This window comes from Amycolatopsis dendrobii (assembly GCF_014145675.1).
Classification (GTDB): domain Bacteria; phylum Actinomycetota; class Actinomycetes; order Mycobacteriales; family Pseudonocardiaceae; genus Amycolatopsis; species Amycolatopsis dendrobii.
The window spans coordinates 788,345-813,837 of sequence record NZ_JACGZW010000002.1 but is presented as its reverse complement, the minus strand read 5'-3'; the positions used below and the strand labels follow the sequence as shown (position 1 = coordinate 813,837).

The 25,493-nt window shown below is 69.8% G+C and carries 24 protein-coding genes; 11 read left to right on the top strand and 13 right to left on the bottom strand.

The window, feature by feature from the left end; all coding sequences use genetic code 11:
* The first annotated feature begins 41 nt into the window (after positions 1 to 41).
* Both H4281_RS07885 and H4281_RS07880 read left to right on the top strand, forming a co-directional pair.
* Positions 42 to 755, top strand: coding sequence for an ABC transporter ATP-binding protein (locus H4281_RS07885; protein ID WP_182890158.1), 714 nt, complete (start codon positions 42 to 44; stop codon positions 753 to 755).
* A complete protein-coding gene (locus H4281_RS07880) occupies positions 752 to 1,486 on the top strand; it encodes an ABC transporter permease (protein ID WP_182890157.1) in 735 nt (244 codons plus the stop codon). The genes H4281_RS07885 and H4281_RS07880 overlap by 4 nt, the downstream gene beginning before the upstream one ends.
* Here H4281_RS07880 and H4281_RS07875 read toward each other — a convergent pair.
* The 4 genes from H4281_RS07875 to H4281_RS07860 form a co-directional block, all read right to left on the bottom strand.
* Positions 1,483 to 2,052, bottom strand: a complete 570-nt coding sequence (locus tag H4281_RS07875) for a hypothetical protein (RefSeq protein ID WP_182890156.1) — start codon at positions 2,050 to 2,052, stop codon at positions 1,483 to 1,485. The two genes, H4281_RS07880 and H4281_RS07875, sit on opposite strands and share 4 nt — an antisense overlap.
* On the bottom strand, positions 2,049 to 2,582 hold the full coding sequence (locus H4281_RS07870; RefSeq protein ID WP_237597107.1) for an RDD family protein: 534 nt from the start codon (positions 2,580 to 2,582) through the stop codon (positions 2,049 to 2,051). Before H4281_RS07870 ends, H4281_RS07875 begins: the two co-directional genes overlap by 4 nt.
* A 68-nt stretch (positions 2,583 to 2,650) precedes the next feature.
* A complete protein-coding gene (locus H4281_RS46540) occupies positions 2,651 to 5,959 on the bottom strand; it encodes a CHAT domain-containing protein (protein ID WP_182890155.1) in 3,309 nt (1,102 codons plus the stop codon).
* A 70-nt stretch (positions 5,960 to 6,029) separates the two neighbouring features.
* The gene (locus H4281_RS07860; RefSeq protein WP_182890154.1) at positions 6,030 to 7,505 is read right to left on the bottom strand and encodes a flavin-containing monooxygenase; all 1,476 of its coding nucleotides are present in this window, start codon (positions 7,503 to 7,505) and stop codon (positions 6,030 to 6,032) included.
* Between the two features lie 80 nt (positions 7,506 to 7,585).
* Here H4281_RS07860 and H4281_RS07855 point away from each other — a divergent pair, with 80 nt between their 5' ends.
* Positions 7,586 to 8,227, top strand: a complete 642-nt coding sequence (locus H4281_RS07855) for a TetR/AcrR family transcriptional regulator (protein ID WP_182890153.1) — start codon at positions 7,586 to 7,588, stop codon at positions 8,225 to 8,227.
* On the opposite strand, the gene H4281_RS07850 is transcribed toward H4281_RS07855, so the two are convergent.
* The 5 genes from H4281_RS07850 to H4281_RS07830 form a co-directional block, all read right to left on the bottom strand.
* The gene (locus H4281_RS07850) at positions 8,172 to 9,071 is read right to left on the bottom strand and encodes a sigma factor (protein ID WP_182890152.1); all 900 of its coding nucleotides are present in this window, start codon (positions 9,069 to 9,071) and stop codon (positions 8,172 to 8,174) included. The genes H4281_RS07855 and H4281_RS07850 overlap by 56 nt on opposite strands.
* An 11-nt stretch (positions 9,072 to 9,082) precedes the next feature.
* Positions 9,083 to 10,123 carry an NAD(P)/FAD-dependent oxidoreductase gene (locus H4281_RS07845; RefSeq protein ID WP_182890151.1) on the bottom strand — a complete coding sequence of 347 codons (1,041 nt, stop codon included), beginning with the start codon at positions 10,121 to 10,123 and terminating at the stop codon, positions 9,083 to 9,085.
* A 65-nt stretch (positions 10,124 to 10,188) separates the two neighbouring features.
* Entirely contained in the window at positions 10,189 to 10,650 is a 462-nt protein-coding gene (locus H4281_RS07840) for a GNAT family N-acetyltransferase (protein WP_182890150.1), read from the bottom strand.
* An 83-nt stretch (positions 10,651 to 10,733) separates the two neighbouring features.
* Entirely contained in the window at positions 10,734 to 12,314 is a 1,581-nt protein-coding gene (locus H4281_RS07835; RefSeq protein ID WP_182890149.1) for an ABC-F family ATP-binding cassette domain-containing protein, read from the bottom strand.
* Positions 12,315 to 12,474: 160 nt separating this feature from the next.
* A complete protein-coding gene (locus H4281_RS07830; RefSeq protein WP_182890148.1) occupies positions 12,475 to 13,290 on the bottom strand; it encodes a helix-turn-helix transcriptional regulator in 816 nt (271 codons plus the stop codon).
* An 84-nt stretch (positions 13,291 to 13,374) separates the two neighbouring features.
* Here H4281_RS07830 and H4281_RS07825 point away from each other — a divergent pair, with 84 nt between their 5' ends.
* The gene (locus H4281_RS07825) at positions 13,375 to 14,703 is read left to right on the top strand and encodes an MFS transporter (RefSeq protein ID WP_182890147.1); all 1,329 of its coding nucleotides are present in this window, start codon (positions 13,375 to 13,377) and stop codon (positions 14,701 to 14,703) included.
* On the opposite strand, the gene H4281_RS07820 is transcribed toward H4281_RS07825, so the two are convergent.
* Both H4281_RS07820 and H4281_RS07815 read right to left on the bottom strand, forming a co-directional pair.
* Positions 14,657 to 15,340 carry a class I SAM-dependent methyltransferase gene (locus H4281_RS07820; RefSeq protein WP_182890146.1) on the bottom strand — a complete coding sequence of 228 codons (684 nt, stop codon included), beginning with the start codon at positions 15,338 to 15,340 and terminating at the stop codon, positions 14,657 to 14,659. The genes H4281_RS07825 and H4281_RS07820 overlap by 47 nt on opposite strands.
* Positions 15,341 to 15,380: 40 nt before the next feature.
* On the bottom strand, positions 15,381 to 15,944 hold the full coding sequence (locus H4281_RS07815; RefSeq protein WP_182890145.1) for a class I SAM-dependent methyltransferase: 564 nt from the start codon (positions 15,942 to 15,944) through the stop codon (positions 15,381 to 15,383).
* A gap of 88 nt (positions 15,945 to 16,032) precedes the next feature.
* On the opposite strand from H4281_RS07815, the gene H4281_RS07810 reads away from it, so the two are divergent.
* Positions 16,033 to 16,611: a helix-turn-helix domain-containing protein gene (locus H4281_RS07810; protein ID WP_182890144.1), complete on the top strand. Its 579-nt coding sequence runs from the start codon at positions 16,033 to 16,035 to the stop codon at positions 16,609 to 16,611.
* Here H4281_RS07810 and H4281_RS07805 read toward each other — a convergent pair.
* Positions 16,601 to 17,557 (bottom strand): sigma-70 family RNA polymerase sigma factor, encoded by a 957-nt coding sequence (locus H4281_RS07805; RefSeq protein ID WP_182890143.1) that lies wholly within the window; start codon positions 17,555 to 17,557, stop codon positions 16,601 to 16,603. The genes H4281_RS07810 and H4281_RS07805 overlap by 11 nt on opposite strands.
* A gap of 62 nt (positions 17,558 to 17,619) precedes the next feature.
* Between H4281_RS07805 and H4281_RS07800 the strand changes: the two genes are divergently transcribed.
* The 4 genes from H4281_RS07800 (at position 17,620) to H4281_RS07785 (ending at position 20,943) form a co-directional block, all read left to right on the top strand.
* A complete protein-coding gene (locus H4281_RS07800; protein WP_182890142.1) occupies positions 17,620 to 18,228 on the top strand; it encodes a maleylpyruvate isomerase family mycothiol-dependent enzyme in 609 nt (202 codons plus the stop codon).
* A gap of 71 nt (positions 18,229 to 18,299) precedes the next feature.
* On the top strand, positions 18,300 to 19,457 hold the full coding sequence (gene trpB, locus H4281_RS07795; RefSeq protein ID WP_182890141.1) for a tryptophan synthase subunit beta: 1,158 nt from the start codon (positions 18,300 to 18,302) through the stop codon (positions 19,455 to 19,457).
* Positions 19,454 to 20,167, top strand: a complete 714-nt coding sequence (trpA, locus tag H4281_RS07790; protein ID WP_182890140.1) for a tryptophan synthase subunit alpha — start codon at positions 19,454 to 19,456, stop codon at positions 20,165 to 20,167. Before trpB ends, trpA begins: the two co-directional genes overlap by 4 nt.
* A 41-nt stretch (positions 20,168 to 20,208) precedes the next feature.
* Complete coding sequence (locus H4281_RS07785; protein ID WP_182890139.1) at positions 20,209 to 20,943, top strand: GntR family transcriptional regulator; 735 nt, start codon at positions 20,209 to 20,211, stop codon at positions 20,941 to 20,943.
* Here H4281_RS07785 and H4281_RS07780 read toward each other — a convergent pair.
* Positions 20,917 to 22,470 (bottom strand): PucR family transcriptional regulator, encoded by a 1,554-nt coding sequence (locus tag H4281_RS07780; RefSeq protein ID WP_182890138.1) that lies wholly within the window; start codon positions 22,468 to 22,470, stop codon positions 20,917 to 20,919. The two genes, H4281_RS07785 and H4281_RS07780, sit on opposite strands and share 27 nt — an antisense overlap.
* Before the next feature lie 122 nt (positions 22,471 to 22,592).
* Between H4281_RS07780 and H4281_RS07775 the strand changes: the two genes are divergently transcribed.
* Together H4281_RS07775 and H4281_RS07770 are read left to right on the top strand one after the other, a co-directional pair.
* Positions 22,593 to 24,095: a CoA-acylating methylmalonate-semialdehyde dehydrogenase gene (locus H4281_RS07775; RefSeq protein WP_182890137.1), complete on the top strand. Its 1,503-nt coding sequence runs from the start codon at positions 22,593 to 22,595 to the stop codon at positions 24,093 to 24,095.
* Positions 24,096 to 24,108: 13 nt separating this feature from the next.
* The gene (locus tag H4281_RS07770) at positions 24,109 to 25,464 is read left to right on the top strand and encodes an aspartate aminotransferase family protein (protein ID WP_182890136.1); all 1,356 of its coding nucleotides are present in this window, start codon (positions 24,109 to 24,111) and stop codon (positions 25,462 to 25,464) included.
* Positions 25,465 to 25,493: the final 29 nt, after the last annotated feature.

Here is a 25,493-nt window from a genome sequence, read left to right as displayed (position 1 = left end):
CGGGCTTGACACGAAAATTCCGCGCGCGCAGAATTAATCGCATGATTAATTCCGCGGTGGTCATCGACGGCCTGCGCGTCGTCCGCGGTGGCCAGGAAGTGCTGCGCGACGTGAGCTTCCGCGTCGAGCCCGGGTCGGTCACCGGGCTGCTCGGGCCGAGCGGCTGCGGGAAGACCACCTTGATGCGCGCGGTCGTCGGCGTGCAGGTGACCCATGGCGGCACGGTCACCGTGCTCGGCGAACCGGCCGGGAGCCGTCGGTTGCGCAAGCGGATCGGGTACGCCACGCAGGCGCCCGCGGTCTACGCCGACCTCACGGTCACCGAATCCCTGCGCTACTTCGCGTCCGTGCTGGGCGCGCCGTCCCGGTCGGTGCCCGAGGCGATCGAGCAGGTCGGCCTCGGTTCGCACGCCGACGCGCTGGTCGGCCGGCTCTCCGGCGGTCAGAGCAGCCGGGCGAGCCTCGCCGTCGCGCTGCTCGGCAAGCCCGAACTGCTCGTGCTCGACGAACCGACCGTCGGGCTGGATCCGTTGCTGCGCGAGCATTTGTGGAACGTTTTCCATCGTCTGGCCGCCGACGGCACCACGCTTCTGGTGTCCAGCCACGTCATGGACGAAGCCGCTCGCTGCACCCGGCTGCTGCTGATGCGCGACGGCGCGCTGCTCGCCGACGATTCGCCGGACGCCCTGCGCGCGGCCACTGGCGAACAAGACCTCGAACGCGCGTTCCTGCACCTGGTGAAGGCCCAGCGATGACTGTCTCGATCACTCTCGCCACCACCCGCCGCATCCTCGCCCAGCTGCGGCACGATCCGCGCACGGTGGTGATGCTCATCCTCGTGCCGACGCTGCTGATGGTGTTGCTGCGCTTCGTGTTCAACTCGGCCGAGACGTTCAGCCGGATCGCGCCCGCACTGCTCGGCGTGTTCCCGTTCGTGATCATGTTCCTGATCGCGTCGATCACGACCCTGCGCGAACGCACCGCCGGCACGCTGGAGCGGCTGATGACGCTGCCGCTGGGGAAATTCGATCTGCTCGCCGGGTACGCGCTGGCGTTCGGGCAGGTCGCGGTGCTGCAGGTGGCAGTCGCGACGGCGGTCAGCCTGTGGTGGCTGGGACTGTCGGTGGCCGGTTCGGTCTGGTCACTGCTGCTGATCACCGTGCTCGACGCGTTGCTCGGCATGGCGCTGGGCCTTTTCGTGAGCGCGTTCGCGACGAGCGAGTTCCAGGCCGTTCAGTTCATGCCGCTGTTCGTGCTGCCGCAAACCTTGCTGTGCGGGCTTTTCCAGCCGCGCGACCAGATGGGCTGGGTACTGCACTGGCTGTCGGACGTGATGCCGCTGTCCTACGCCGTCGAAGCGCTCACGCAGGTGACCCACAGCTCGGACTGGACGACGACGTTGACTCGCAACATCCTCGTCGTGCTCGGTTGCGCGGTACTGGCGCTGGGTCTCGGAGCGGCGACGCTGCGCCGTCGCACCCCTTAGAGCCGGCGCGCCGCCGCCTGGTAAGCCGCGCGGTTGCGGTTGAGCCATTTCGCGAAGTACTGGTCGGACTGCGCGTAGACATATCCCGGCGGGACGAACAAAACGGTGAACACCACAAAAGTGCCGAGCCCGATGATCGCCAGTTTCAGCACGGCGTGCGGCGGATTGCTGGACATAAAGGACAGTCCACAAACGACAGCGGCTAAACAGCCCATCCCCGCTGCGGCAAAGAAAGCGCCTCGCACATTCCCCGGAGTACGACCGGCAGGCGGATGCGATCCCGGGTTCAACGCACGCTCGGTCGCGGGCCTGCCCCGCCAGGTCAGTACGCCGCCGAGCCACAGCACCGCGAAGAAAACACCGCCGCCCGCCAAACTGAATCCTCCCGCCGCGGAATGGGCCAGCAGTCCGGCCAAAAGCCCGCTGACGCCGAAAAGCCCGGCGAGGCTGGCCGTCATCACCCGGTACACCCGCCGCATGGTGACGATCGCCTGCAGCCGCGCCGTGTAGTCGCGCAGCCGCTGTTCGGGAGTGTCCGCGACCGCACGGACCTGGTATCCGCTCACGGCTTCCGGACGAAACCGGCGGCGCGGAGCCGTTCGGTCTCGCGAACGTCGATGCTCGTGCGGACCCCGTTCGTCACGGTGACGTCGCCGTTGAGCACGCCGAGCGCGATGATCACGAAGCCGAGCGTACGGATCAGCATCGCCCAGCCCGCCTTCCAGAGCCCGATCCGGCCGCCGTCGCGAAGCCGGACGAGGCGGATCCCGTTGAACAGCGCGCCGAGGCCGCGGCCGTTGCCGTAAAACCAGCCGTACAGCAGCGGCAGCACGAACAGCCCCGCGATTCCGATCACGCTCGCCCCGACCGCTGCGTCGACGCTGTAGGACTTGAAGTAGTACGTCACCGCCGCGGCCACCGACAGGCCGGTGACCAGGAGGAAGTCGACCAGCCAGGCCCAGATCGTGGAAGCGGTGCGCGCCTCGACGTACAGGTCGCCGTTCTCGAACGCGCGAATCCGCGCCGCCGCACCCGTGCCGAGCACGGGTTCGGCTTGCGCGCGGAGGCTGGCCATGACGTCTTGCTGAGTCTTCACGCCATCCTCGACGCCGATCGAGGGTTGGAGGTTCCCTCAACCGGCGCGCATCACCCGGGCCACCGGGGTCAAGGACCGAAGTGCAGGTGAGCGGCCCACAACGAAGGCAAGCCGGGAAACTCGTCCCGCAGCTCGCGGACTGCTTCGTGCAGTGCGCGCGCCGCGTCGCCGACACTGACGGTCGCGGTGGCCTGGTCGCGAAGGCCGCAGTAAAAGCGGCTGGCGATGACGGCGGCGAACTCGTCGTCGACCGCCCACAACGTGCCGATGACGTGGGGGAAACCCGTGAGCTGGAATGCGGCCGCGAGGTGGATCGCTTCGTCGAGGAAGGGCCCGGCTTTGTTCAGTGCGGATTCGCACGACGACAGGTAGGCCAGCTGGGCGTGGTCGAGCGCGAGCGGGGCCAGGTGCGCGACCGTCAACGGTGCCTCGGCGTGATCGTGCAGCAGGAGCATGCTGGCTTCGGGCTGGGCCGGGTTGTGCGTCCCGTGGCAGGCGAAGTGCGCGATCGCGCTCGACGGCAGTTCGTCGAGGACCCGGCGGGCGGTGGGAAGGGCAGGTCCGGCGTCCGTCTGGTCAGGCGGTGCGCTCAGGACGAGCGGATCAGGCAGCAGGGCGGCGACCGTTTCGGCTTCCGCGCGGACATGCGGCAGGTGTCCGCCGCCGTACAACCCGGGAGTGGTGGGCATGGCGACGACGAGCGAGCGGAGCGGGCGGCCGCTCGGCCGGGAACGGCGAGCGTGCCGCAGCGCGCCGATCGTGGGCGTATAGGAGGACACCACACGGTCGAGGACAGTGCGTCGCGCCGGCGTCGCCGGGTCGCGGTGGTGGCCAGCCGCGTGAAGCGGCAGCAGGGCGAGCTGACCGCACGGGATCCACCAGATCCGCGGCCACGCGCGGGCGCTCTCCGCCGGAGTACGGCACAACCCCAGATGGTCCAGCACCGGTCCGGTCACGTTGTCCCACAACCATTCGAGAACGGCGTGCAGTTCGGCTTGCCCGCCGGGCCGGGCCGCGGCTGGAGTCAGCTCCCGCATGCCGGGAGACCGGACAGCCCGGTGGAAAGCGTCGGCCCGCTCCGCGAGCGCTTCGGTGGTCAGTCCGGGCAACTCCACGCTCTCGATCCCGTCCGGGGTGACGATCAAGGCGTTGCCGCGGTCCGCGGTGACGGTGAAAGCCACCAATGGCCCGTTCTCGGCCTCCGCCAGCAGCTCTCCGGCGTCCGGAGGCAGGCCGAAGGACGCGAACCCGTCCACCTCGCGGATGCCGCGCACCGTTTCGGCCAGGTCTTCGGCCAAGCGAATCCGGTCGGCCCCCTCGTCGGCGCGGATCGCGCCGGGACTGCCCGCGGCCTCGGACATGAGCATGAACCGGTCGAACGCCGATTCGCGGCGGCCCGGGTCAGTGTGCACCCGCTGGGCGGCGTGCTGGTTGAGAGCTTCGGTCAGCTCGGCGAACCTCGTCGCCAAGTCCGGCCGGACGGCACGCAGGCCGGTGAGGTCGCCGCGGGTCTCCAGGCTCTGGCTGATCAGGACCGCGCGCCCGGCCTCCAGAAGGGTCACTGCCCGCGCGGCACGCTCCGGCGCGGACCCGGTCGTGCTCGCCAATGCCGCCGAGGCGGCCCGGTTGGCCAAGCCAGCGATGGCGGAAAGCCGGGCTTGCTGATCGAAGCGGGGAAGACGGCGGGGAACCAGCTCGGGCAGCAACCGGACGCCGGTCTCCAGCAGATCGGCCGCACCAGCGGGGTCGTTGTTCTCCTCGGCGAGGATCGCGGCCGTCCGGGCAGTCCTGATCCGGTTGAGCGGCGGTGCGGCACGCACGCGGGTCGCCTCGGCGCACGCTGTCGCTGCGTGGTCGAGGTCTTCGGGGCGACCGTAGCGGAGGTAGCGCTGCCACAACGCCAAACCCAGGTTGTGCAGCCATCCGTTGCGGTCGGCATGGCCGGCCGGGACGACGGCTGCGGCTTCCGCCAGGACCGCCACGGCCTCGTCCGCGTCGTTCGCGGCTCCCAAGCGCTCGAACCGGCTCGCCAACGCGTTGCCGAGCCCGGACAACCGTCCGGCCCGCGCCGGATCGTCGGCCGGAGTCGCGGCCACCGCCTCGCGGCAGACGTTCACCACTTCGTGCAGTGCCTCGGGCTGATCGTTCCTTTCCGCCTGTCTGAGCAAGGAAGCCCCGAGGTTCGTGAGGTGCGGTGCCCGGTCACGGTGGCCTTCCGGGACGGCTGCCAGGGCTTCGCGGTGCATCCCCGCCGCGAGGTCGAGATCCTCCGGGGCGTTGAAGAACTCGCCTTGCGTCCGGAGCACCTCGGCGAAGCTCGACACGATGGCGGGATACCAGGGATGGCCGATGCCGCTGGCCGCGACGCCTTGGACGGAGGCGGCCCGGGCTTCGTGGAGGTCGGCCACCTGTCCAGTGACGCGAAACCGCGTGAGCAACGCGGCACACGCGTTCAGCAGGTACACCGCCTGACCGGGGTCATCGGGGGAAGTCGTGGCAACGGCCCGGCGGGAAAGCTCCACGGCCAGGTCCAGATCAGGTACCCGGCCAGTCCGGTTGAACCGGTCGAGCAAGGCCGCGGCATGGCTCGACAGGTATTTGCTCAGCTCTTCGGCCGCGACCGCCAGGCCGACAGCCTCGCCGAGCATTCCGATGGCCTCGTCCAGGTCGCGGATCGCGCCGGTCCGCGCGTAGCGAGCGCGCAAACTGATGCCCACGTTCTGCAGATGCGCTGCCCGCTCCGGATGGCCGGGCGGGGCCCCGGGCAAGGCAGCGCGTCCGGCGGTCACCGCGCGGTCCAGATCCGCGAGGTCTCCGTGCTTCTCGTAACGACTGCGGTACCTCAGATTGAGGTTCTGGAGAGCCAGCGTCCGCACTGGTCCGGCTGGCCCCGCCGCCGCTTCCTCGGTGGCACGGATCGCTTCGTCCGCGTCGGAATCCAGCCCGGACAGACCGAACCTGGTGCGCAACGCCTGTCCCAGATTCAGCGACCACGCCGCTCGAGCGACCGGGGAAATGCCGGGGACGTCCAGTGCGGCACGGTGTGCGTTCACCGCCGCGGCCAGTTCGTCCGGCGCTCCAGTCCGTTCGAACCTGGCCTGCATCGCCGCGCCGAAGGCGGCCACAAAGTTCGCCCAGTCGCACTGGGGCGCGGCGTGCAGGATCCAGGCCCACAGATCGAGCAGCGAGGGCAGACTGCCGGCATCCGCTCGGATCGTGGACTCGATGGCAGCCCGGACCGCGCCTCGCATCGACGCTTCGCCGGCGCTCTCCGCGGTGAGCCCCACCGACCGCAGCATCTCGACCCCGGGCATCGCCACCGGGCCGCGCTCCCCGGTGATCCAGCCCAGCAGATCCTCCCCCGATTCCCCGCTCACGCACCACACCTCCGTGCCGACCCGTCCCCTCGTTCTTTGACGGACGGCGCGAAGCGCACGCGGCAACGGCTCAGGCGAAGCTGTAATCCTCCAACGGGAATCGCGCCGCCTCCCGATGCGCGCTGATCGTCGAGGTCGGCCGGAGCAGGGTCGCCTCGCCGTGCTGGTTGAAGTAGTAGCTGTTGGCCGTCGCGCATTGGCCGAGTGCGAAGACCGAGTGCCCGACCTTGTGCTTCATCCGGTCGAGGAACTCGTCGTTCGCCCGCTGGGTCACCTCGAACACGTCCGAACCGCGGGCACGCATGCCCTTGAACAGCCGGTCGATGTGCTTCATCTGGCATTCGATGGTCGTGAAATACGAGAGCCCGCTGTAGGAATACGGGCTGTTGAGCGAAACCAGGTTCGGGAACCCGGGCACGGTCACGCCCTCGTAGGCCTGGAACCGGTTGTCGCGCCACCACTTTCCGAGGTTCTTGCCGTCGCGGCCGATGATCTCGATCGCCGGGAAGTTCACGTCCCACAGGTTGAAGCCGGTGGCCAGCACGAGCGTGTCGATCTCGGTGCGCTTGCCGTCCGCGGTGACGATCCCGGTTTCGTCGATCCGTTCGATGCTCGTGGTTTCGAGGTGCACGTGCGGGCGGGTGAAGGCCGGGAAGTAGTCGTTGGAGAACGTCGGCCGTTTGCAGCCGAAGGAGTAGTCCGGGGTCAGCTTGCGGCGCAGTGCGGGGTCGCGGACCTGGCGGTACAGATGCGCGCGGCACCAGCGTTCGGCGATCCGGTTGGCACCGCGGAACTGCCGGTACTGCACGACGCCGGAGATCATCATCAGCTCCAGGATCGAACTGCCCGCCAGCCGCACCGCGCGCTGCACCAGCGGCAGCTTCGCGAACGCCTGCTGCAGCGGCTTCGGCACGGCGTAGTCCGGCTTCGGGCTGACCCAGATCGGCGTGCGCTGGTACACCGTCAACTCCGCGGCGACCTTGGCGATTTCCGGGATGAGCTGGACGGCCGTCGCGCCGGTGCCGATCACCGCGGCGCGTTTTCCGGCCAGGTCGTAGCTGTCGTCCCACTTGGTGGTGTGGATGACCTTGCCCGCGAACTTCTCGATGCCCTCGATTTCCGGCATCTTCGGCTGCGATAGGAAGCCGGTAGCCGTGAGCAGGTACTTCGCGGTGACCGTCTCGCCGCCTTCGATGCTGACCCGCCAGGTGGAACCGTCCCACGTCGCGCCGGTCACGACGGCGCCGAAGCGCATCGAGGCGCGCAGACCGTACTTGTCGGCGACGTGCTCGGCGTACTTCTTGAGCTCCGCGCCCGGCGCGAACAGCCTCGACCAGTACGGATTGGGTTCGAACGAGTAGGAATAGGTGGACGACGGGATGTCGACGGCCAGCCCCGGGTACCGGTTCACGTGCCAGGTCCCGCCGAGGTCGTCCTCGCGATCGAGAATCAGCAGGTCGCGGTAGCCGAGGCGGCGGAGCTGAATGGCCGCCCCCATGCCGCCGAAGCCCGCGCCGACGATGACTGCGTCGTACTGCGCGTCCATGTCCGACCTCTCGTCCGGAACTACTTGTCAGTAACGGAACGGTATGTCACTCCGGCGGACTTGGCAATACACTGCACTGTGTGACAGCCCAGGAGAGCCCCCGCACCACCCGAGCCGAGCGCAAGAAGCAGGAACTGCGCCGCGAGATCATCGACGCGGCGTTCGATTGCTTCGCCGACCTCGGCTACCACGCCACGGGCATCTCCGACATCGCCACGAAGCTCGGCATCGGGCACGGCACCTTCTACCGCTACTTCCAGAACAAGCGCGACATCGTCGACCACGTCATCGACGACCTGGTCGCCCGCATCGTCACCGCGCTCACCGCGGAGAACGCACCGGACGCGGTGTCTACTTTGGCCGCCTACCGCGAGCAGACCGCCCGGATCGGCGACGCGCTGGCCCAGATCTTCGGCGAGGACCCGCGCGTGCCGCGGCTGCTGCTGTTCGAGGCCGCCGGTATCGACAAAGCGATGGCAGCGCGCGTACTGGACTTCTTCGAACTGGCCACGGAACTGACCGCGGCGTACCTGTCGCACGGCGTGGAACTCGGGTACCTGCGCGCGGATCTCGACATCGAGAACAGCGCGCGGGCGATCAACGGCATGATCCTGGCGTCGGCGATCGCTTCGCTGCGCAACCCGGATCCCGATGAGCAACGGCGGGTCAGCGAGGCCGTGCGCCGGATGATGTACGACGGGATCGCGGCCAGGCGAGAGTGATCCCGGTCAGCTTGTCGGGATTGCGCACGAAACACAGCGTCGACACCCCCGACTCGCCCGCCCGGACGGTGACGGTGGTCGTCGCCTTGCCGTCCTGAAGGAAGACCGCACCGGGGCCGCCGTTGATGATCGCGGGCACGATCGTCACCTCCTCCATCGTCGAGATCCCGATGAGGAACTGCGCGATCCGATCCCGCCCGAACAACGGCTTGCGCGCGGCCATCGCCTTGCCGCCGCCATCGGAGTACAAGACCGCGTCCGGTGCGATCAACGCCGCCACCCTGCCGATCTCGCCGGACAGCACCGCTTCCGCGAGCGTCGCCAGCGCCTCGGCGTCACGATTCCCCTGATCCGGCAAGGAATCCCCGATCGCCGAGGTCACCGCTCGTTGCGCGCGCGAGACGAGTTGCCGGGCCGCCGCGGGGGTCGTCTCCAGTACTTCGGCGACGGAGGCGTAGTCGACGTCGAGCACCTTGCGCAGGACATACGCCGCGGCCTGCTCCGGGGTCAACGTGCTGAGCACGAAGTCGAGCGCCTGGCCGAGACCGTCGCGATGCAGCACCTCCCACTCCGGCGAATCCCCCTCGACCACCGGATCCGGCAACCAGGGACCGGGGTAGTTCTCGCGCCGCCGACGCTGCGCGCGGACCGCGTTGAGCGCCAGCCGCGAGACCATCACCGACAGGAACGCGTGCGGCGTGCGGACCGTCTCGAGGTCCACCCGGGACCAGGTCTCCCACGCGTCCTGTACGACGTCCTCCGCGTCGTAACGCGATCCGGTGATGTGGAAGGCGGCGGCGAGCATCGTCGGCCGATGCGCGGTGAAGACGTCGCCGTGATCCATGCCGGCCAAGTCTAAGCACCGGCCGGCCACGAGTAGCGGCCCGCGCGATCCCGTTCCTGAGCGAGCCATCGCACGGTCATCCGGCAGATCGTCTCCTTGACGAGCCCGCCTGCCCGCCCGTCGATCGCGATCGCGCGCTCGGTGTCGTCCGGGTGCAGGAACTGGACGCGCCCGCGCCCGCCGCCGAGATCGGTGCACTGGAGGACGTAGCCCATCCGGAACGGTTGCCCGGCTCCTCCTTCGCGCCGCGCGGCGATGACGTCGGCGGCGTGCGCCCCCATCGGCAACGCCGTCGCGCACGCGGCCCGCAGGCAGCTGGGCGTTTCGATGTGCACGGCGTCGCCCGCGCCGAGGATGTCCGGGTGGCCGGGGACGGTCAGCTGCTCGTCCACCAGCAACCGGCCGAGGTCGTCGACCGGCAGTCCCGAATCGGCGGCGAGGCTCGGCACGGCGAACCCGGTGGTGTCCACGACGAGGCCGTCGAGCCCGGCCGGATCGACGCGTCGGCCGAGCTCGATCTCGACGCCTTGTTTGGCGAGAAACCGCAGGTGCGCCTGGATCGCGCGGCGCTCGGGAGTGGTGGAGACCAGCTTGACCACGCGTCCCGCCTCGCGCAACGCCCCGGCCAGCTCGACTCCGGTCAGGCCCGCGCCCACGACGGTGACCGGAGCGTCCGGCTCCTCGGCGAGAGCAGCGCGGAACCGTTCAGTCTCCTGCTCGGAGACGATCCGGTAGGTGCCGTTCTGGTCGCTGGCCCCGGAGCCGACCGCGTAGACGAGGGTGTCGTAGGGCAGGCTTTCGCCGGAAGCCAGCTGGATCTTGTCCTCGCCGACCTTGGTCGCGGTGTCCTGGACGACCTCGACGGCGGGGTTCAACACGGTCTCGAGATCGAGCCGGGCGTTCTCCCGGAGACCGGTTGCCACGCGATGGAGCCGGATTCGCTCGACAAACCAAGCGTTCGGCGTGACCAGCACCACTTCCTCGCCGCGCCCAGCGAGCCGGTTCGCGGCCATGACCCCGGCGTATCCCGCGCCGAGCACTGTCGTCGTCATGCTGTCCTCCTCCGCTTTCGGGGTTTTCAGCGGATGGACACCGGTCGCGGAAAATCTGTGACAGCTCAGACGCGCCGAGACAAGTACGTGCTGTTCGGATCGTCCCGGTAGCTTCCGAACGGCGCGCACGGGGTGAAGCCCGCCCGCAGGTACAAAGCGCGGGCCGGGGCGAAGAAGTCCATGCTGCCGGTCTCCAGGGAGACGCGTTCGATACCCCGGTCTTTGGCGTCCTGGAGCAGGTGGGCGAGGAGCGTGCGAGCGATGCCTTGCCCGCGCCGGGCGGGGTCGGTGCGCATGCTTTTCAGTTCCTCGTGCCGTGGCTCCAGCGCCGCGAGGGCTGCGGTGCCGACGATGCGCCGGTCGTCCTGGACGGTCCAGAGCCGGACGTGCGGCCGCTGAAGTGCGGCCAGGTCGAGAGCGTGCCGGCTTTCGGCGGGGGCGGTCGGGGCCAGGTCGTCCAGGTGGGCTTGAAGGAAGACCCGGAGTTGCGGGTCCGCGAAGTCGGCTCGCTCGATCAGCAGAGGCATGGCCCCAGGCTGCCCGGCGGATGTTTCGCGGCGGTTAGCGCCCGATGTGGCGTTGAGCGCACCCAACGCCACATCGGAGCGGCCTACAGCACCAACCTCGGCCAGGAAGCCGTGTCGCGCAACAACTGCCGGTCGTGGGTCGCCACCACCACCGCGGCCGGAGTCGAGTGCAGGGCTTCGGTCAGTTCGTCCACCAGCGTCGCGGACAGGTGGTTCGTCGGCTCGTCCAGCAGCAGTACCTGCGGGCGCGCGGCCAGCACCAGCGCCAGATCCAGCCGTCGCCGGGCACCGGTCGACAGCTCGGCGATCGGGCGGTGCCGGTCGTATCCGCTGAGCAAGCCCAGGTCGGCCGAGCCGGGGAACCGTTGTTCGAGCAACTCGGCGGCCGTGCGCCGGGCCGGCAGGTCGGATTCCTGGCCCAGCCAGCCGATCCGCACCGAGCGGGCGTGCGTGACTGTGCCCGATGTCGGCTCCAGCGTCCCGGCCAGCACCGCCAGCAGCGTCGACTTTCCGGCTCCGTTCCGGCCGGTGACGACGAGCCGGTCCGCACCGCCGAGGGTCAGGTCGACCGGGTGGTCCAGCCGTCCGGCGACGGTCACTCCGGCGGCCCGCAGCGCGACAGTTCCTTGGTGCTGCGGCAGTTCCGGCATGGCGAACCGCGCCGGCGGCGGCGGAACAGCCACGACGTGCGCGCTCAACTCCTCCTGCCGCCGGTGCACGGCGCGGACCAGGCCCGGTGCCCGGGTCGCGCGGGTGTGCTTGCCGTGGCCCTTTTCCGGACGCCAGTTGTCGCGCAATCGGTTCTGTGCGGCGGAAAGGTCGTCCGCGAGGCGCTGCCGTTCCGCGAGTTGCCCGGCGTGCAGCGCCTCCCAGCGAGCCCGTTCGGCTTGCCGGGCCTCGACGTACGCCGCGTAGCCGCCGCCGTAGCCGCGCGGACGGCCGTCGCTCGACGGGTCGAGGTCCAGCACGGATGTGGCGACGTCGGCGAGCAACGCGCGATCGTGGCTCACCAGCACGACCACGCCCGGGTACGCGCGCAGCCGTTCGGTGAGGTGCGCGAGACCGGACGCGTCGAGGTGGTTGGTCGGCTCGTCCAGCAACAGCACGGAATGCCCCGCGCCGAGCAGGCACGCCAGCCGCACCCGATGCCGCTGCCCGACCGACAACGTGCCGAGCGGACGGCTCCGATCGTCGACCGCGTTCAGCGCGGCCAGCGAAACCTCGACCCGACGATCCGCGTCCCACGCGTCGAGCGCTTCGGCGTCCGAGAGCGCGGCGGCGAACGCGTCGTCCGCGCCGGATTGTCCTTCGGCGAGCGAGGTCGTCGCGGCTTCCAAACGGGCCAACGCAGTCCGCACAGCCGTCAACTCGAGATCGATCAGGTCGCCGACGGTTTCCTGGTCTCCCAAGGGGATCTGCTGGTCGGCGACCCCGGTCGGGCCCGCGCGGCGAACCTCGCCGCGGTCGACCGGCTGAGTTCCGGCCAGTACGCGCAACAGGGTGGTCTTGCCACGCCCGTTCTCGCCGACGACGGCGACCCGGTCGCCGGCCGCAGCGACCAGATCGACCCCGGCGAGCACTGGACGGCCGCCGAAAGCGACATGGACGTCGGACAGCCGGACATGCGCCGTGCGCACGAGCGCAGGCGAAAGCGGAGATGTCATGAGGGAAATGCCTCCGATGAAACGTGATCAGCAACAAGGACGAGGGCCGGTGCCGCGAACGCGCGCGGTACCGGTGGAGGCGGTGCTCCCTCAGAGGTAGAGCTGGTGCTGTATCACGATCGCCAGGATAAAGATCTTCCCGGCGGCGCGCATCCGAATTTCACGCGGTCAGCGACGCGAGCTTCGCGGCGGTGCCGGAATCGGCGGGCAAGCAGGTGAACAGCTTCCGGCCGGACTCGTCCATAGTGGACAGTTTCACGTAGTCGAAGGCGAGCACGCCTGCCCTCGGATGATCGAAAACCCTCCGGTTGCCGGCGAACGGCGCGACGTCGTGCGCGGCCCACCATTCGCCGAACTCCGGACTGGCCTCGCGCAGCGTCCGCACCAGCCCGGCCGCGCGCGGATCCTCGGCCCGATGCGCGACGTCGGCACGGTACTGCGCGAGGAGATTCCGGGCCTGGCCGGGCCAGTCGACCAGCAGCGCACGGATCCGCGGCACGGCGAACACCAGCCACAGCAGGTTCCGCTCCCCGGCGGGCAGCAGCGCCGGATCGCCGATCAGCGCGGCCTCGGCACGGTTCCACGCCACGAAGTCCCAATGCGCGTCGAGCACGTACGCCGGGTTCGGGTCCAGTGCGTCGACCATGCCCTGCAGCGCCTGCGGCGAAGACGTCGCCTCGCGGTCCGGCGGCGGTTCCTCGGCGAGGGAGAAGAGATGCTGCCGTTCGGTCTCGGAAAGCCGGAGTTCCCTGGCGAGACTCGCCAGCACCTGCCTGCTGACAGTGATGTCCCGCGCCTGTTCGAGCCACGTGTACCAGGTGACGCTGACCCCGGCCAGCTGAGCGAGTTCCTCGCGGCGCAGGCCCGGCGCGCGCCGGCGCGGCCCCGCCGGAAGACCGACCTCCGCGGGGGTGAGCCGATCGCGACGCGAACGCAGGAAGTCCGCGAGAGCGCGGCGGCGCGACGCGGACCCCATGCGTTCCTCCCCGGTCCTGGTAGTGGCGATACCAGCATATTCGCCCGCTACCACCGCCTCCGGCCCGCTGCCGACGATCAAGACATGCACCCCGCACCTTGGCGCACGCTCGCGATCCTGTTCACCGGCGTCTTCATGGCAGTGCTGGACACGTTCATCGTGTTCGTCGCCGCGCCCGCCATCCGGACCGACCTCGGCGCCTCGCCCGCCGAACTCCAGTTGCTGCTCGCCGGGTACCAGCTCGCCTATGCCGTGGCACTCGTCACGTTCGCCCGGCTCGGCGACCGCTACGGCCGCAAACCGGTGTTCCTGGCCGGGCTGCTGGTGTTCACCGCGTCGTCGGCCGCGTGCGCCGCCGCACCGGGCGCGGGCTGGCTGGTCGCCGCGAGGTTCGTCCAGGGCCTCGGCGCCGCGGCGATGTTCCCGCAGGTGCTCGCGATGGTCCACGTCGTGGTTCCCGGCCCGCACCGGCCGAGGGCGTTCGCCGCGCTCGGCGCGGTCATCGGCCTGTCCGGCGTCACCGGCCAGCTGCTGGGCGGCGTGCTCGTGACCGCGAACCTTTTCGGCAGCCCGTGGCGGCCGATCTTCTGGGTCAACGTCCCCCTCGGACTGCTCACCCTCGCTCTCGCCGCCCGTTTCCTGCCCCGGACCCGGTCGAACGGCACCGCGCGACTGGACCTTCGCGGCGCCGCGGTGCTGACCGTCGCACTCTCCCTGCTCGTCGTACCGCTCGTCGCCGGGAGGGAAGCGGGCTGGCCGCTGTGGTCCTGGTGCAGCCTCGCCGGCGGCGGACTCGCGATGGCGGTCTTCGCCGCCGTCGAACGCCGCGTACCCGCGCCACTGGTCCGGCCAGGACTGGTGCGGCAGCGCGAGTTCAGCCTCGGCATGTGCCTCGTGCTGCTCACCTACGCCGGGATCAACTCGTTCTTCCTCGTGCTTTCGCTTGCCCTGCAAGACGGTCTTGGTCTCAGCCCGCTTGCCGCCGCGCTGACGTACGTACCGTTCGCCGCCGCCTTCCTCGCAATGAGCCTCCTCGGCGGCCGCGTTCGCCACGCCCCGTTGACCGGTGCGGCGACTGCCGGACTCGGCTACACAGTGCTGATCACGCTTTCGACCACCCCTTGGTCCTTCGTCCCCGCGCTAGCGCTTATCGGCGCAGGTCAGGGCCTGCTCGTACCGCCGCTGCTGAACCACGTCCTGTCCGCCGTCCCTCGCGCCGACGCCGGGATGGCCTCCGGCGTGCTCGCGACCGGCCAGCAGATCGGCGGAGCACTGGGAGTCGCGGTGATCGGCGCGGTCTACTACTCCGCGCTGCCCGGTTCTCCACTGCACGCGCTCGCGCTGGCGTGCGGCGGGATTCTGGCTCTCACGGTTGGCGCGATCGTGATTCTTCGGTTGCTTCCGCGTCGATGAACGCGCGCACCGCCAGCACGATCGGCAGCGGGGTCCCAGTCTCGGCGAACCGGTCGAACGACAGACCCGCGTCACGGAAACCGTTCAGCAATTCGGCCAACGGCCAGTGTGTGGCCCCGACCTTGTCGCGAATCCCCTGATCGGTCCACGATTTCTTGGTCCAGTGCCCGTCGAGATAGCCAGGACGGACAACCACTGCGGCCGGGTCGCCGCGGTCCGCGAATCCGCCGCAGAAGCACGGATGGACGCCGACGTGCACGAACACGCCGCCCGGCCGCAGCACCCTCGACACCTCGCGCAACACGGCGAAATACGCGGGCATGTCGGTGTGCACCAACACCGCGACGACCGCGGCGACGCTGTGGTCCCGAACCGGCAAGCGCGCGGCGTCGGCCTGCGCGATCGGCAGCCGGGCGCGGGCGTGCCGCAGCATCCCGCTGGACAGGTCGACGCCGAGCGGCGTCCAGCCCAGCTGCCGCACCAGGTCAGCGTGCACGCCGGTGCCGCAGCCGATCTCCAGGCACACGCCGCTGCCTTCGCCGAGAAGCTCCCGCAGCGCGCTCGCCCCCGGGCTCACCGGCTGGGCGCGGAGAAACTCCTCTTCGTACCAGTCCGCGATCTCGTCATAGGCCGCCACCGCTCCAGTGCACTACCGAATCGCTCCCGGCCGCCACTGATTACGCGTTGGGCGAAGAAAGCTTGCGGGCACAGAGAATCGTGTCGTGCAATTCCCCGCCAGGCACCTTCCGCGTCCGGTTCTCGGCGACCGTGATCTCCCACTGCTCCGGAGCGAGTCCGACGTCGTGGACGGTGATCGTCGACTCCGGCGGATGCAGCTCACCGTGGTGATGTCCGACCACCAGCAACGTCCCGCCCGGCGCGACCCACTCCGCGAGCCGTTCGAACAGCGGACCCGCGGCGTGCACGTAGTGCGTGGCGACCAGGTCGAACTGCCCGTCCGGGGCCCAGCTCAGCAGGTCAGCGCACACCCACTCGACCGCGCTCGACCGTTCGCGCGCATGCCGCAGCACCTCCTCGGACAGGTCGACCGCCGTCACCCGCCATCCGTGCTCAGCGAGCCAGAGCGCCTCCGTACCCTCCCCGCAGCCGGCGTCCAGCGCGCGTCCGGGCGGGAGTTTCCCCGCCTCCTCGACCAGCTGCGGATGCGGTTCGAGCTGCGCGTGCCCGGCGGCACCGGCCCAGTGCTCGTCCCAATAGGACTGATCGAATGCATGCGGCACAACGATTCCTTTCCTGGCTCCTGCTCCCAGCTTGCAAACCCTCCGGCACGACTGGCAAGCAAACTTGCCAATCTGTCAAACTCGGGAAATGGACGACGACCGAGCCCTGGACGCAGTCGGCCCCCGGTTGCGCGAGCTGCGCCGGAAGCGGGAGGTCACGCTGGCCGAACTGGCCGCGCAGACCGGCATCGCGGCCAGCACGCTGTCGCGGCTGGAGTCCGGCAACCGGCGGCCCACCCTGGAACAGCTGCTGCCGCTGGCCCGCGCACACGGCGTGACCCTCGACGAACTGGTCGACGCCCCGCAAACCGGCGACCCGCGTATCCACCTCCGCCCGATCAGCTGCTCCGACGGAGTGACGATCCTGCCGTTGACCCGCCGTCCGGGCGGGATCCAGGCGTACAAGTTCATCCTGCCCGGGCAACGGAAGAAGCAGGAACCCGATCCCAAGACCCACGAGGGCTACGAGTGGGCGTATGTCCTCAATGGACAATTAAGGCTGGTGCTCGGCGAGCACGACATGACGCTTTCTCCGGGCGAGGCAGCGGAATTCGACACCCGGGTGCCGCATTGGTTCGGCGCGGCGTCGGCGGAACCAGTGGAGTACCTGTGCTTGATCGGACGGCAGGGGCAGCGCGCGCACGTGCGGGCCGCGCCTAAGGCATGACCGCGGCGGGCAGTCCGAAGGCTGGGAAATGTTCTGCGCCGAGGAAGGACGTGAGGTCGCAGATCAGGCCCTCCCGCAGGGTAAGCACGGTGATGGACCACGCCTCGTGCGGGACAGTCCCCGAACCGCCGAGGTAGAACGCCACCGCGGGCTGGGCGTTCGCGCTGATCAGCCGGAAGCGCCAGCTCGGACAGCGCGTCATCGGGACCTGGACGGCGAACTCCGTCACGGCGGCGCGGCCGCGGTACCAGTGCGGCAGCGGCGGCATCGACCAGGTGACGTCCTCGGTCAGCAGGCTTACGAGGCCGTCGACGTCGCCTTCGGCAAGGGCCGTCGCGAAATCGGCCGCCAGCTCGTGGAGACGGGAGTCGCCGAGGATCTGCTGCTGCGTTCGGGCGGGAACGTGCGCCGAGATGGTCCGGCGGGCGCGGGCCAAGGCGGAGTTCACCGAGGTCACCGACGTTTCCATCATCGCGGCGATCTCGGCGGCGGAGAAGCCGAGGACGTCGAACAGCAGCAGCGCCGCCCGTTGATTGCCCGGCAGATGGCGGCACGCGGCGACGAAAGCCAGCTCAACCGCCTCGCGTTGTTCGTAACTGGCCTCGGGGAAATCGGGGCACGGACCCAACCAGGCCACGTCGGTACGCGGGGCTGAGTCGAGGACGACCTGCTCGCTCGCCGGGCCCAGGTCGACCGGCAGTGCGCGGCGGCCGCGCTGCTCGATGAGGTCCAGGCAGGTCCGCGTGGCGACCGTGTACAGCCAGGTGCGCAGCGTGCTGCGACCTTCGAACCCAGGCAGCCCGCGCCACGCTCGCAGCAATGCCTCTTGCACGGCGTCGTCGGCGTCGTGCATCGAGCCGAGCATCCGGTAACAGTGCGCACGCAATTCCACTCGCAACGGGGCCACCGCACGGGTGAACGCAGCCGCTGAAGAAAATTCCCCCACGACCGACGATTCTGCCGCATCCGGCCGGTCTCACCTGGCAACGACTACCGAGGAGACCTGGAATGACCGCCACCTGGCCGCAGATCCACGCCGAACGCGCCGCGCTGGCCGACGACCTGTCCGACGCCGCGTGGAACACGCCCTCGCTGTGCGAAGGGCTCTCCGTCCGGGAAGTGCTGGCCCACCTCACCGCGGGCGCGTCGCTCACGCCGCTGCGCTGGATGGCAGGCGTGCTCCGCTGCCGATTCGACTTCGATCGGCAGGTCGCGATGCGGTTGGCCGAGCACCTCGGCGACAACCCGGCCGACACGTTGGCCCGCTTCCGCCGGGTCGTCACCAGCACGACGAAACCGCCGCTGCCGGTGGTGGCGATGCTCGGCGAGACGGTCGTGCACGGCGAGGACATCCGCCGCCCGCTCGGCATCCGCCACGAGTATCCGCTCGAAACGCTTACCGCGGTAGCCCGCTACTACCTCGGCTCCGACCTCGTCGTGCTCGCCAAAGGACGCGTCCGCGGCCTCCGCCTCGCGGCTACCGACAGCGACTTTTCCGGCGGCTCGGGACCCCTCGTGTCCGGCCCGACACTCGCGCTGATCATGGCGATGACCGGCCGCTCCCGGTTCCTCGACGACCTGGACGGCGACGGCGTCGAGGTGTTGCGGCACCGCTGACGGGGCTTGCACTCCGCCGCCAAGAGTTCTATAACAGTGGAGACAGTTATAGAACTCTAAGGAGATGCCCCATGCGCACCCCGACCCGGAAAGGACGCTTCGGGGAGTACGGCGGGCGCTGGGTGCCGGAATCGCTGGTGCCCGCCTGCCTCGAAGTCGCCGACGCGTTCGAGAAGGCCTGGGTGGACCCCGGCTTCCGCGACCAGCTCCAGACGATGCTCGTCCGCCACGTCGGCAGGCCAACGCCGGTGACGCCCGCCGAGCGGCTGTCCGCGGAACTCGGCGTGACCGTCGCGCTCAAGCGGGAAGACCTCACGCACACCGGATCACACAAAATCAACAACGCGGTAGGTCAGGCGCTGCTCGCGAAGCGGATGGGCAAGCGGCGGCTGATCGCCGAGACCGGGGCTGGGATGCACGGCGTCGCGACAGCCACCGCGGGCGCACTGCTCGACCTGCCGGTCACGGTCTTCATGGGCGAGCAGGACGTCGAACGCCAGTCGCACAACGTGTTCCGCATGCGCTACCTCGGCGCGGAGGTCGTCCCGGTGCGCACCGGCAGCCGCACGCTCAAGGACGCGACCAGCGAGGCGATGCGGCACTGGGTCAGCTCGACCGAGGAGGCGCACTACTGCCTCGGCTCGGTCGTCGGACCGCATCCGTATCCGTGGATGGTGCGGGAATTCCAGCGCGTGATCGGCGACGAGGCCTGCGAGCAGCACATGACCGTGCCGGATTACGTCGTCGCGTGCGTCGGCGGCGGATCCAACGCGGCGGGCACGTTCGCCGGATTCGCCGGCACCAGCGCGCGGCTGGTCGGCGTGGAAGCGATCGGCGGATCGGGCGCGACGTTCGGCCAGGCCGGGGTGCTGCACGGTTCGCGGTCGCTGTTCCTCCAGGACGAGCACGGGCAGATCCGCGAAGCCCATTCGATCGCCGCCGGACTGGATTACCCCGGCGTCGGGCCGGAACACGCGCACCTGCGCGACCTCGGGCGGGCTCGATATGTCGCGGTCGACGACGAAGCAGCGGTCGCCGCGGCCGCGCAATTGGCTCGTACCGAGGGGATCATCCCGGCGCTCGAATCCGCGCACGCGCTCGCCTGGGTGGCCGAAGCCGCCGGCACACCGGATCTCCCTGCTGGCTCGACTGTTCTGCTCACCCTGTCCGGCCGCGGCGACAAGGACATCACCACGCTCATCGCCCGCTCCGAGGAGTCCCGCGCATGAAAACCGACCGCAAAATCCTGATGCCGTACCTCACCGGCGGCGTCACTCCACAGTGGACTGACTATCTTCCGGCGATGGTCGAGGCCGGTGCGGACGCGATCGAAGTCGGCATCCCGTTCTCCGACCCGACGCTCGACGGCCCGACCATCCAGGAGGCGTCCAACGTCGCTCTCGCTGACGGAACGACTCCGCGAAGTGTCCTCAGTGCACTGTCAGAGACCACAGTGGACGTTCCGATCATCGTGAGCACCTACGCCAACTTGGCCGTCCGCAAGGGTTTCTGCACCGAACTGAAAGAAGCCGGAGTAGCCGACCTGATCGTGCCGGACCTGCCGTTGGAGGAAGTGCCCGCGATCGAGGAGGGAATCGAACTGGCGTTGCTGGTCTCCCCCGCGACGCCAACCGACCGCGCACACGAGATCGCCGCGCGGAGCCGAGGTTTCGTCTACGCCGTCTCGTCGATGAGCACCACCGGCGAACGCGATCACCTGCCCGCCTCCGCGATCGACCTGGCCACCCGGCTGAAGGACGCCACCGACCAGCCGATCCTGGTCGGCTTCGGCATCTCGCGACCAGCGCATGCCGCCGAGGCCGCCAAGGTGGCCGACGGCGTGATCGTGGGCGCGGCGATCATGCGGCGGGTGCTCGACGGCGCCGGTCCGGCGGAGGTCGGCGAGTACGTCGCGACCCTGCGAGCCGCGCTGGACTAGAATCCGCTGGTCCCCGCAGAACCGGACCAGAACGGACGCGCATGGCCCGATACCGAGCGATCGCCGCGGATCTCGCCGCGAAGATCCGTGCCGGGGAGTACGCGCCCGGCGAGGCCCTGCCGCCGCAGCGGGAGCTCAGCGCGTCCTACGGCGTCACGCTCATGACGCTCCGGCAGGCGCTGCGCGAACTCAGCGACGAAGCCCTGATCGTGCAACAACCCGGCCGCGGCACCTTCGTGGCGCCGACACCGGCCTCGTACCAGCTGGGCTCCTTGCGCAGCTTCACCGAGGACTTGCGCGATCAGGGTTACGTCGTGCGCACCGAGGTCGTCAGCCAGTCGGTACGACGGCTGCCCGCACGCATCGCCGCCCGGCTGCAAGCACGGGCCGCGGATTCCGGTCTGCGACTGGAACGAGTGCGCGAGTTCGGCGGCCGCCGGGCGATCCACCAGGTTTCGTGGATCGCTCCGCCGCACGGAGAACGCTTGCGGGACACCGATTTCACCACCACTTCGCTCTACACCGCACTGTCCGAACTGGACATCATGGTGGATCGGGCCGCGGAAACCATCCGCCCGGACGCCCTCGACGACAAGCTCGCCCGGCTGCTCGACGAACCGGTCAGCACCCCGGTCCTGGTCAGCGAGCGCACCACGAGCACCCCGGACGGCACGATCGTCGTCATCGACCGCGCGACCATTCTCGGCAGCATGATGCACATCAGCACCGAGCGCGCCGCCGACCGGCTGTCACTGCGCTGGGGCGCCGGAAGCTGAATCCCGGTGCCCGTGCGCCAAAACCGCCAGGTGCAACGAAAGCCGAGTGTCCGGATCGGACAAGTCCACGCCGAGCAACCGCTCGATCGTCGCCAACCGCGAATACGCCGCCGGACGACTCAGGTTCAACGCCTTGGCGAACTCCGTCATCGAGTACCCCGACTCGACAAACGCCCGCAACGTCGCGAACGCCCGGCTGGCCCGCGGTTCCGGCAGCGTCAGCAACGGGCGCAGCTGCGCCTCGGTGAACTCGTGCAGCCGCGGATGCTCCCGCAACCACCACAACAGCCCGCGCACCCCCAGGTCGCCAGCCCGCCGAAGTCCAGGCGCACCAGGCGATTCGACGTCCGCGACATGCACCGCCTCTTGCAACGCCGCCGGTAGCTCGCCAAGCCGGCGCACCGGCCCGGCCGCCCCGAACGCCGCCGCCAGTCCAGCCGGGACCCCAGCGACCACGCGCGCCAGCAACGCTTTTTCCGCGGCCGCCGAGGAACACGGGAACACCGCCGCCACCCGGCCCTCCGCCAGCACGCCGCCGATCCCGTCACTGGTCAGCACCGCGTCCAGCAGCGCCCGCTCCTGCCCAGCCTTGACCGGACGGCACACCAGCACCGCGTAGTACGCCGCCGCGCCCAGCCCCAACGCCCGCGCCCGCGCGCGGACCGAACCCTCGTCCGCGCCGTGCAGCAGATCCCGCAGCAAATCGCCCTGTGCCTCGATTTCCACCGACAGCGGCGAACGCTCCAGCAGCTTCCCCACGGTCAACGCCTCGGCCGCGCGCTCAAGCACCATCCACGCCGCCGGTTGTTCCGCCGACCGCGCGGGCACGACCAGCCGGCCCCAGCGTTCGCGCGGCGGCCCCACCGGCGTGCACATCCAGCCCTCCGGGCCGCCGACCTCGGTCGCCGCGGAAAACGGCACCCGCCGGGACCGGGCCGGCCAATCACGCAGCAGCGATTCCGCCGAACCGACGCCGGCGAACGCGAGCGCCCGATGCGTCCGGTCCTCCAGCACGACCGGCAGCCCGATCAAGTCCGCCGCGTGCGCGAGGACCGCGTCCGGCGCCTGCGAAGCCGAGCCGACCGTGCTGAACGCTTCGTGCGCACGCTCGGCCAGCCGCAACCGCTCGTAATGCGCGTTGACGATCCGGGCGTGCACGATCTCGGTCACCTCGATGAAGCGGACCGTGCTGCGCAGCTCCACCAGCGGAAACCGCGCGGCGCGCGCGGCCTGCACCAGCGCGTCGGGCAACGACTTCAGATGCTGCCCCGGCTCCACGACCAGCCCGATCGCACCGGCGTCCCGCAGCGACCGGACGTACGCGACCGCGTCGAAGCCCGGCTCGGTGAACGCCCTCCCGATGGAGAGCACCAGAACGTCGCTGGTCAGCGTCCCGGCGACGTCGCTCAGCTCGCTCACGTGCACCGATCGCACCGGCACGTCGACCGCGTCCGCCGCCGAGCGCACAACCGGCGCCCCGGCGGCCATCACGGGCAGCTCGAGCACGTCTCGCAGGGTCAGGTGCACGAGGTCAGGATAACCCGACAATGTGTAAAGCCGGACCCTGGCAAACCGACGATTCGTCGGTTACCCGCGACCCGTCCGGGAGGCACCCTCAGAGGGCGAATACCAGGAAGAAAGGTGGCTCGATGAGCGATTCCGTGCCGACGCTGTCCCAGTGGATCGCCGGCGGCGAGGCAGCAGGCTCGCCGGACGGCTACGGGGACGTCACGAACCCGGCGACCGGGAAGGTCACCGCGCGCGTGCCGCTCGGCTCGGCCGCCGACGCCGAGGCCGCGATCGCCGCCGCGAAAGCCGCGTTCCCCGCCTGGCGCAAGACCTCGCTGGCCAAGCGCAGCCGGGTACTGTTCCGGTTCCGCGAACTGCTCGACGCGCGCGCCTCCGAACTGGCCGAAATCATCACCGCCGAGCACGGCAAGGTGCTCTCCGACGCGGCGGGCGAAGTCGCGCGCGGCCTGGAGGTCGTCGAGTTCGCCTGCGGCATCCCGCAACTGCTCAAGGGCGCGGCGACGGCCAACGCGTCGACCGACATCGACGTCACGTCGCTGCGCGAACCGCTCGGCCCGGTCGCGATCATCTCGCCGTTCAACTTCCCCGCCATGGTCCCGATGTGGTTCTTCCCCATCGCGATCGCGGCCGGGAACACCGTGGTGCTGAAGCCGTCGGAGAAGGTGCCGACCGCCGCGAACTGGCTCGCCGAACTGTGGCGCGAAGCCGGTCTGCCCGAAGGCGTGTTCAACGTGTTGCACGGCAACAAAACCGCCGTCGACGCGTTGCTGCACAGCCCGGACATCGAGGCGGTTTCGTTCGTCGGATCGACGCCGATCGCACAGTACGTCTACGAGACCGGCACCGCGAACGGCAAGCGCGTCCAGGCCCTCGGCGGGGCGAAGAACCACATGGTCGTGCTGCCCGACGCCGACCTCGACCTGGTCGCCGACCAGGCGGTGAGCGCCGGTTTCGGGTCCGCGGGCGAACGCTGCATGGCGGTGTCGGTCGTGGTCGCTGTGGGCGACGTCGCCGACGCGCTGGTGCCGCGGATCGCCGACCGCGCGAAAACGCTGGTCACCGGCGACGGCACCCGCAGCTGCGACATGGGCCCGCTGGTCACCGAAGCGGCGAAGGACCGAGTGTCCGGCTACATCGCCGCCGGTGCCGAGGCAGGCGCGACGCTGGTGCTGGACGGCCGCGAAGGCGAATTCGACGCGGACGGCAACGGGTTCTTCGTCGGCCCGACGGTGTTCGACCACGTCCGCCCGGACATGCCCATCTACACCGACGAGATCTTCGGCCCGGTCCTTTCGGTGGTGCGAGTGGAGACGTTCGCCGAAGCGATCGAACTGATCAACGCCGGTCCGTACGGCAACGGCGCGGCGATCTTCACCAACGACGGCGGCGCGGCCCGCCGGTTCTCCGCCGACGTCGAGGCGGGCATGGTCGGCGTGAACGTGCCGGTGCCGGTCCCGGTGGCCTACCACTCGTTCGGCGGCCGCAAGAACTCGCTGTTCGGCGACACCCACGCGCACGGCGGCGAGGGCGTGCACTTCTTCACCCGCGCCAAGGTCGTCACCACCCGCTGGCCGGGCCCGGAGCAGGGCGGGCTCGACCTCGGCTTCCCGCGGAACGTCTGAGAGGGGATCAGCGATGGACACTCAGTCAGCAGCGGCCCGGCATCTCTGGATGCACTTCTCCCGCATGGGAAATTACCCGGACTCGCCGGTCCCGGTGATCACCCGCGGTGAGGGCGTGCACGTGTGGGACGACCGCGGCCGCAAGATCCTCGACGGGCTCGCCGGGCTTTTCGTCGTGCAGGCCGGGCACGGCCGCCGCGAACTCGTCGAGGTCGCCGCGCGGCAGGCGAATGAGCTGGCGTACTTCCCGATTTGGGGTTATGCCACGAAACCCGCGGCGGAACTGGCCGAACGGCTCGCGCACCTCGCACCGGGCGACCTCAACCGCGTCTTCTTCACCACCGGCGGCGGCGAAGCGGTCGAGTCCGCGTGGAAGGTCGCGAAGCAGTACTTCAAGCTGACCGGAAAACCCGGCAAGCACAAGGTGATCAGCCGCGCGGTCGCCTACCACGGCACCCCGCACGGCGCGCTCGCGATCACCGGGCTGCCCGCGATGAAGAAGGACTTCGAACCGCTCGCCCCTGGCGGTTTCCGCGTGCCGAACACGAACCTGTACCGGCATCCGGAGTTCGCCGACGACCTCGAAGCGTTCGGCCGCTGGGCCGCGGACCGGATCGAGGAAGCGATCCTGTTCGAGGGCGCGGACACGGTCGCCGCGGTCGTGCTCGAACCGGTGCAGAACTCCGGCGGCTGCCTCACGCCGCCGCCCGGGTACTTCGCCCGGGTGCGGGAAATCTGCGACCGGCACGACGTGCTGCTGGTCGCCGACGAGGTGATCTGCGCGTTCGGCAGGCACGGCACGACGTTCGCCAGCGAGAAGTTCGGCCTCCAGCCGGACCTGCTGACCTGCGCCAAGGGCCTCAGCTCCGGCTACAGCCCGATCGCCGCGATGATCGCGTCCGACCGGGTGATGGAGCCGTTCCTCGGTCCCAAGGTCGGCTTCCCGCACGGGTACACCTTCGGCGGGCACCCGGTGTCGGCCGCGGTCGCGCTCGCGAACCTCGACCTGATGGAACGCGAGGGCCTCAACCAGCGCGTGCTGGACAACCAGGACGCGTTCCGCTCGACGCTCGACAAGCTGCTGGACCTGCCGATCGTCGGCGACGTCCGCGGCGACGGGTACTTCTGGGCGGTCGAACTGGTCAAGGACAAGGCGACCCGCGAGACGTTCAACGCCGACGAGCGGGAACGCCTCGTCCGCGGCTTCCTGCCCGGCGCGCTGTTCGACCGCGGCCTCTACTGCCGTCCGGACGACCGGGGCGACGTCGTCGTCCAGTTCGCCCCGCCGCTCATCGCGGGACAGGCGGAGTTCGACGAAATCGAACAGATCCTGCGAGACACCCTGCTCGAAGCGCAAAAACTCGTCTGAGCCACCTGGCGAGGGAGGAGGCCGGGACC

Excerpts from the sequence above, each read along its gene's own strand:
- H4281_RS07885 (WP_182890158.1), top strand. The coding sequence starts at position 42 with ATGATTAATTCCGCGGTGGTCATCGACGGCCTGCGCGTCGTCCGCGGT.
- H4281_RS07840 (WP_182890150.1), bottom strand. The coding sequence starts at position 10,650 with ATGCCTCTGCTGATCGAGCGAGCCGACTTCGCGGACCCGCAACTCCGG.
- H4281_RS07810 (WP_182890144.1), top strand. The coding sequence starts at position 16,033 with ATGGACGACGACCGAGCCCTGGACGCAGTCGGCCCCCGGTTGCGCGAG.
- H4281_RS07845 (WP_182890151.1), bottom strand. The coding sequence starts at position 10,123 with ATGACGACGACAGTGCTCGGCGCGGGATACGCCGGGGTCATGGCCGCG.
- H4281_RS07770 (WP_182890136.1), top strand. The coding sequence starts at position 24,109 with ATGGACACTCAGTCAGCAGCGGCCCGGCATCTCTGGATGCACTTCTCC.
- H4281_RS07800 (WP_182890142.1), top strand. The coding sequence starts at position 17,620 with ATGACCGCCACCTGGCCGCAGATCCACGCCGAACGCGCCGCGCTGGCC.
- H4281_RS07880 (WP_182890157.1), top strand. The coding sequence starts at position 752 with ATGACTGTCTCGATCACTCTCGCCACCACCCGCCGCATCCTCGCCCAG.
- trpB (WP_182890141.1), top strand. The coding sequence starts at position 18,300 with ATGCGCACCCCGACCCGGAAAGGACGCTTCGGGGAGTACGGCGGGCGC.
- H4281_RS07850 (WP_182890152.1), bottom strand. The coding sequence starts at position 9,071 with ATGGATCACGGCGACGTCTTCACCGCGCATCGGCCGACGATGCTCGCC.
- H4281_RS07775 (WP_182890137.1), top strand. The coding sequence starts at position 22,593 with ATGAGCGATTCCGTGCCGACGCTGTCCCAGTGGATCGCCGGCGGCGAG.
- H4281_RS07830 (WP_182890148.1), bottom strand. The coding sequence starts at position 13,290 with ATGGGGTCCGCGTCGCGCCGCCGCGCTCTCGCGGACTTCCTGCGTTCG.
- H4281_RS07825 (WP_182890147.1), top strand. The coding sequence starts at position 13,375 with ATGCACCCCGCACCTTGGCGCACGCTCGCGATCCTGTTCACCGGCGTC.
- trpA (WP_182890140.1), top strand. The coding sequence starts at position 19,454 with ATGAAAACCGACCGCAAAATCCTGATGCCGTACCTCACCGGCGGCGTC.
- H4281_RS07860 (WP_182890154.1), bottom strand. The coding sequence starts at position 7,505 with ATGGACGCGCAGTACGACGCAGTCATCGTCGGCGCGGGCTTCGGCGGC.
- H4281_RS07785 (WP_182890139.1), top strand. The coding sequence starts at position 20,209 with ATGGCCCGATACCGAGCGATCGCCGCGGATCTCGCCGCGAAGATCCGT.
- H4281_RS07835 (WP_182890149.1), bottom strand. The coding sequence starts at position 12,314 with ATGACATCTCCGCTTTCGCCTGCGCTCGTGCGCACGGCGCATGTCCGG.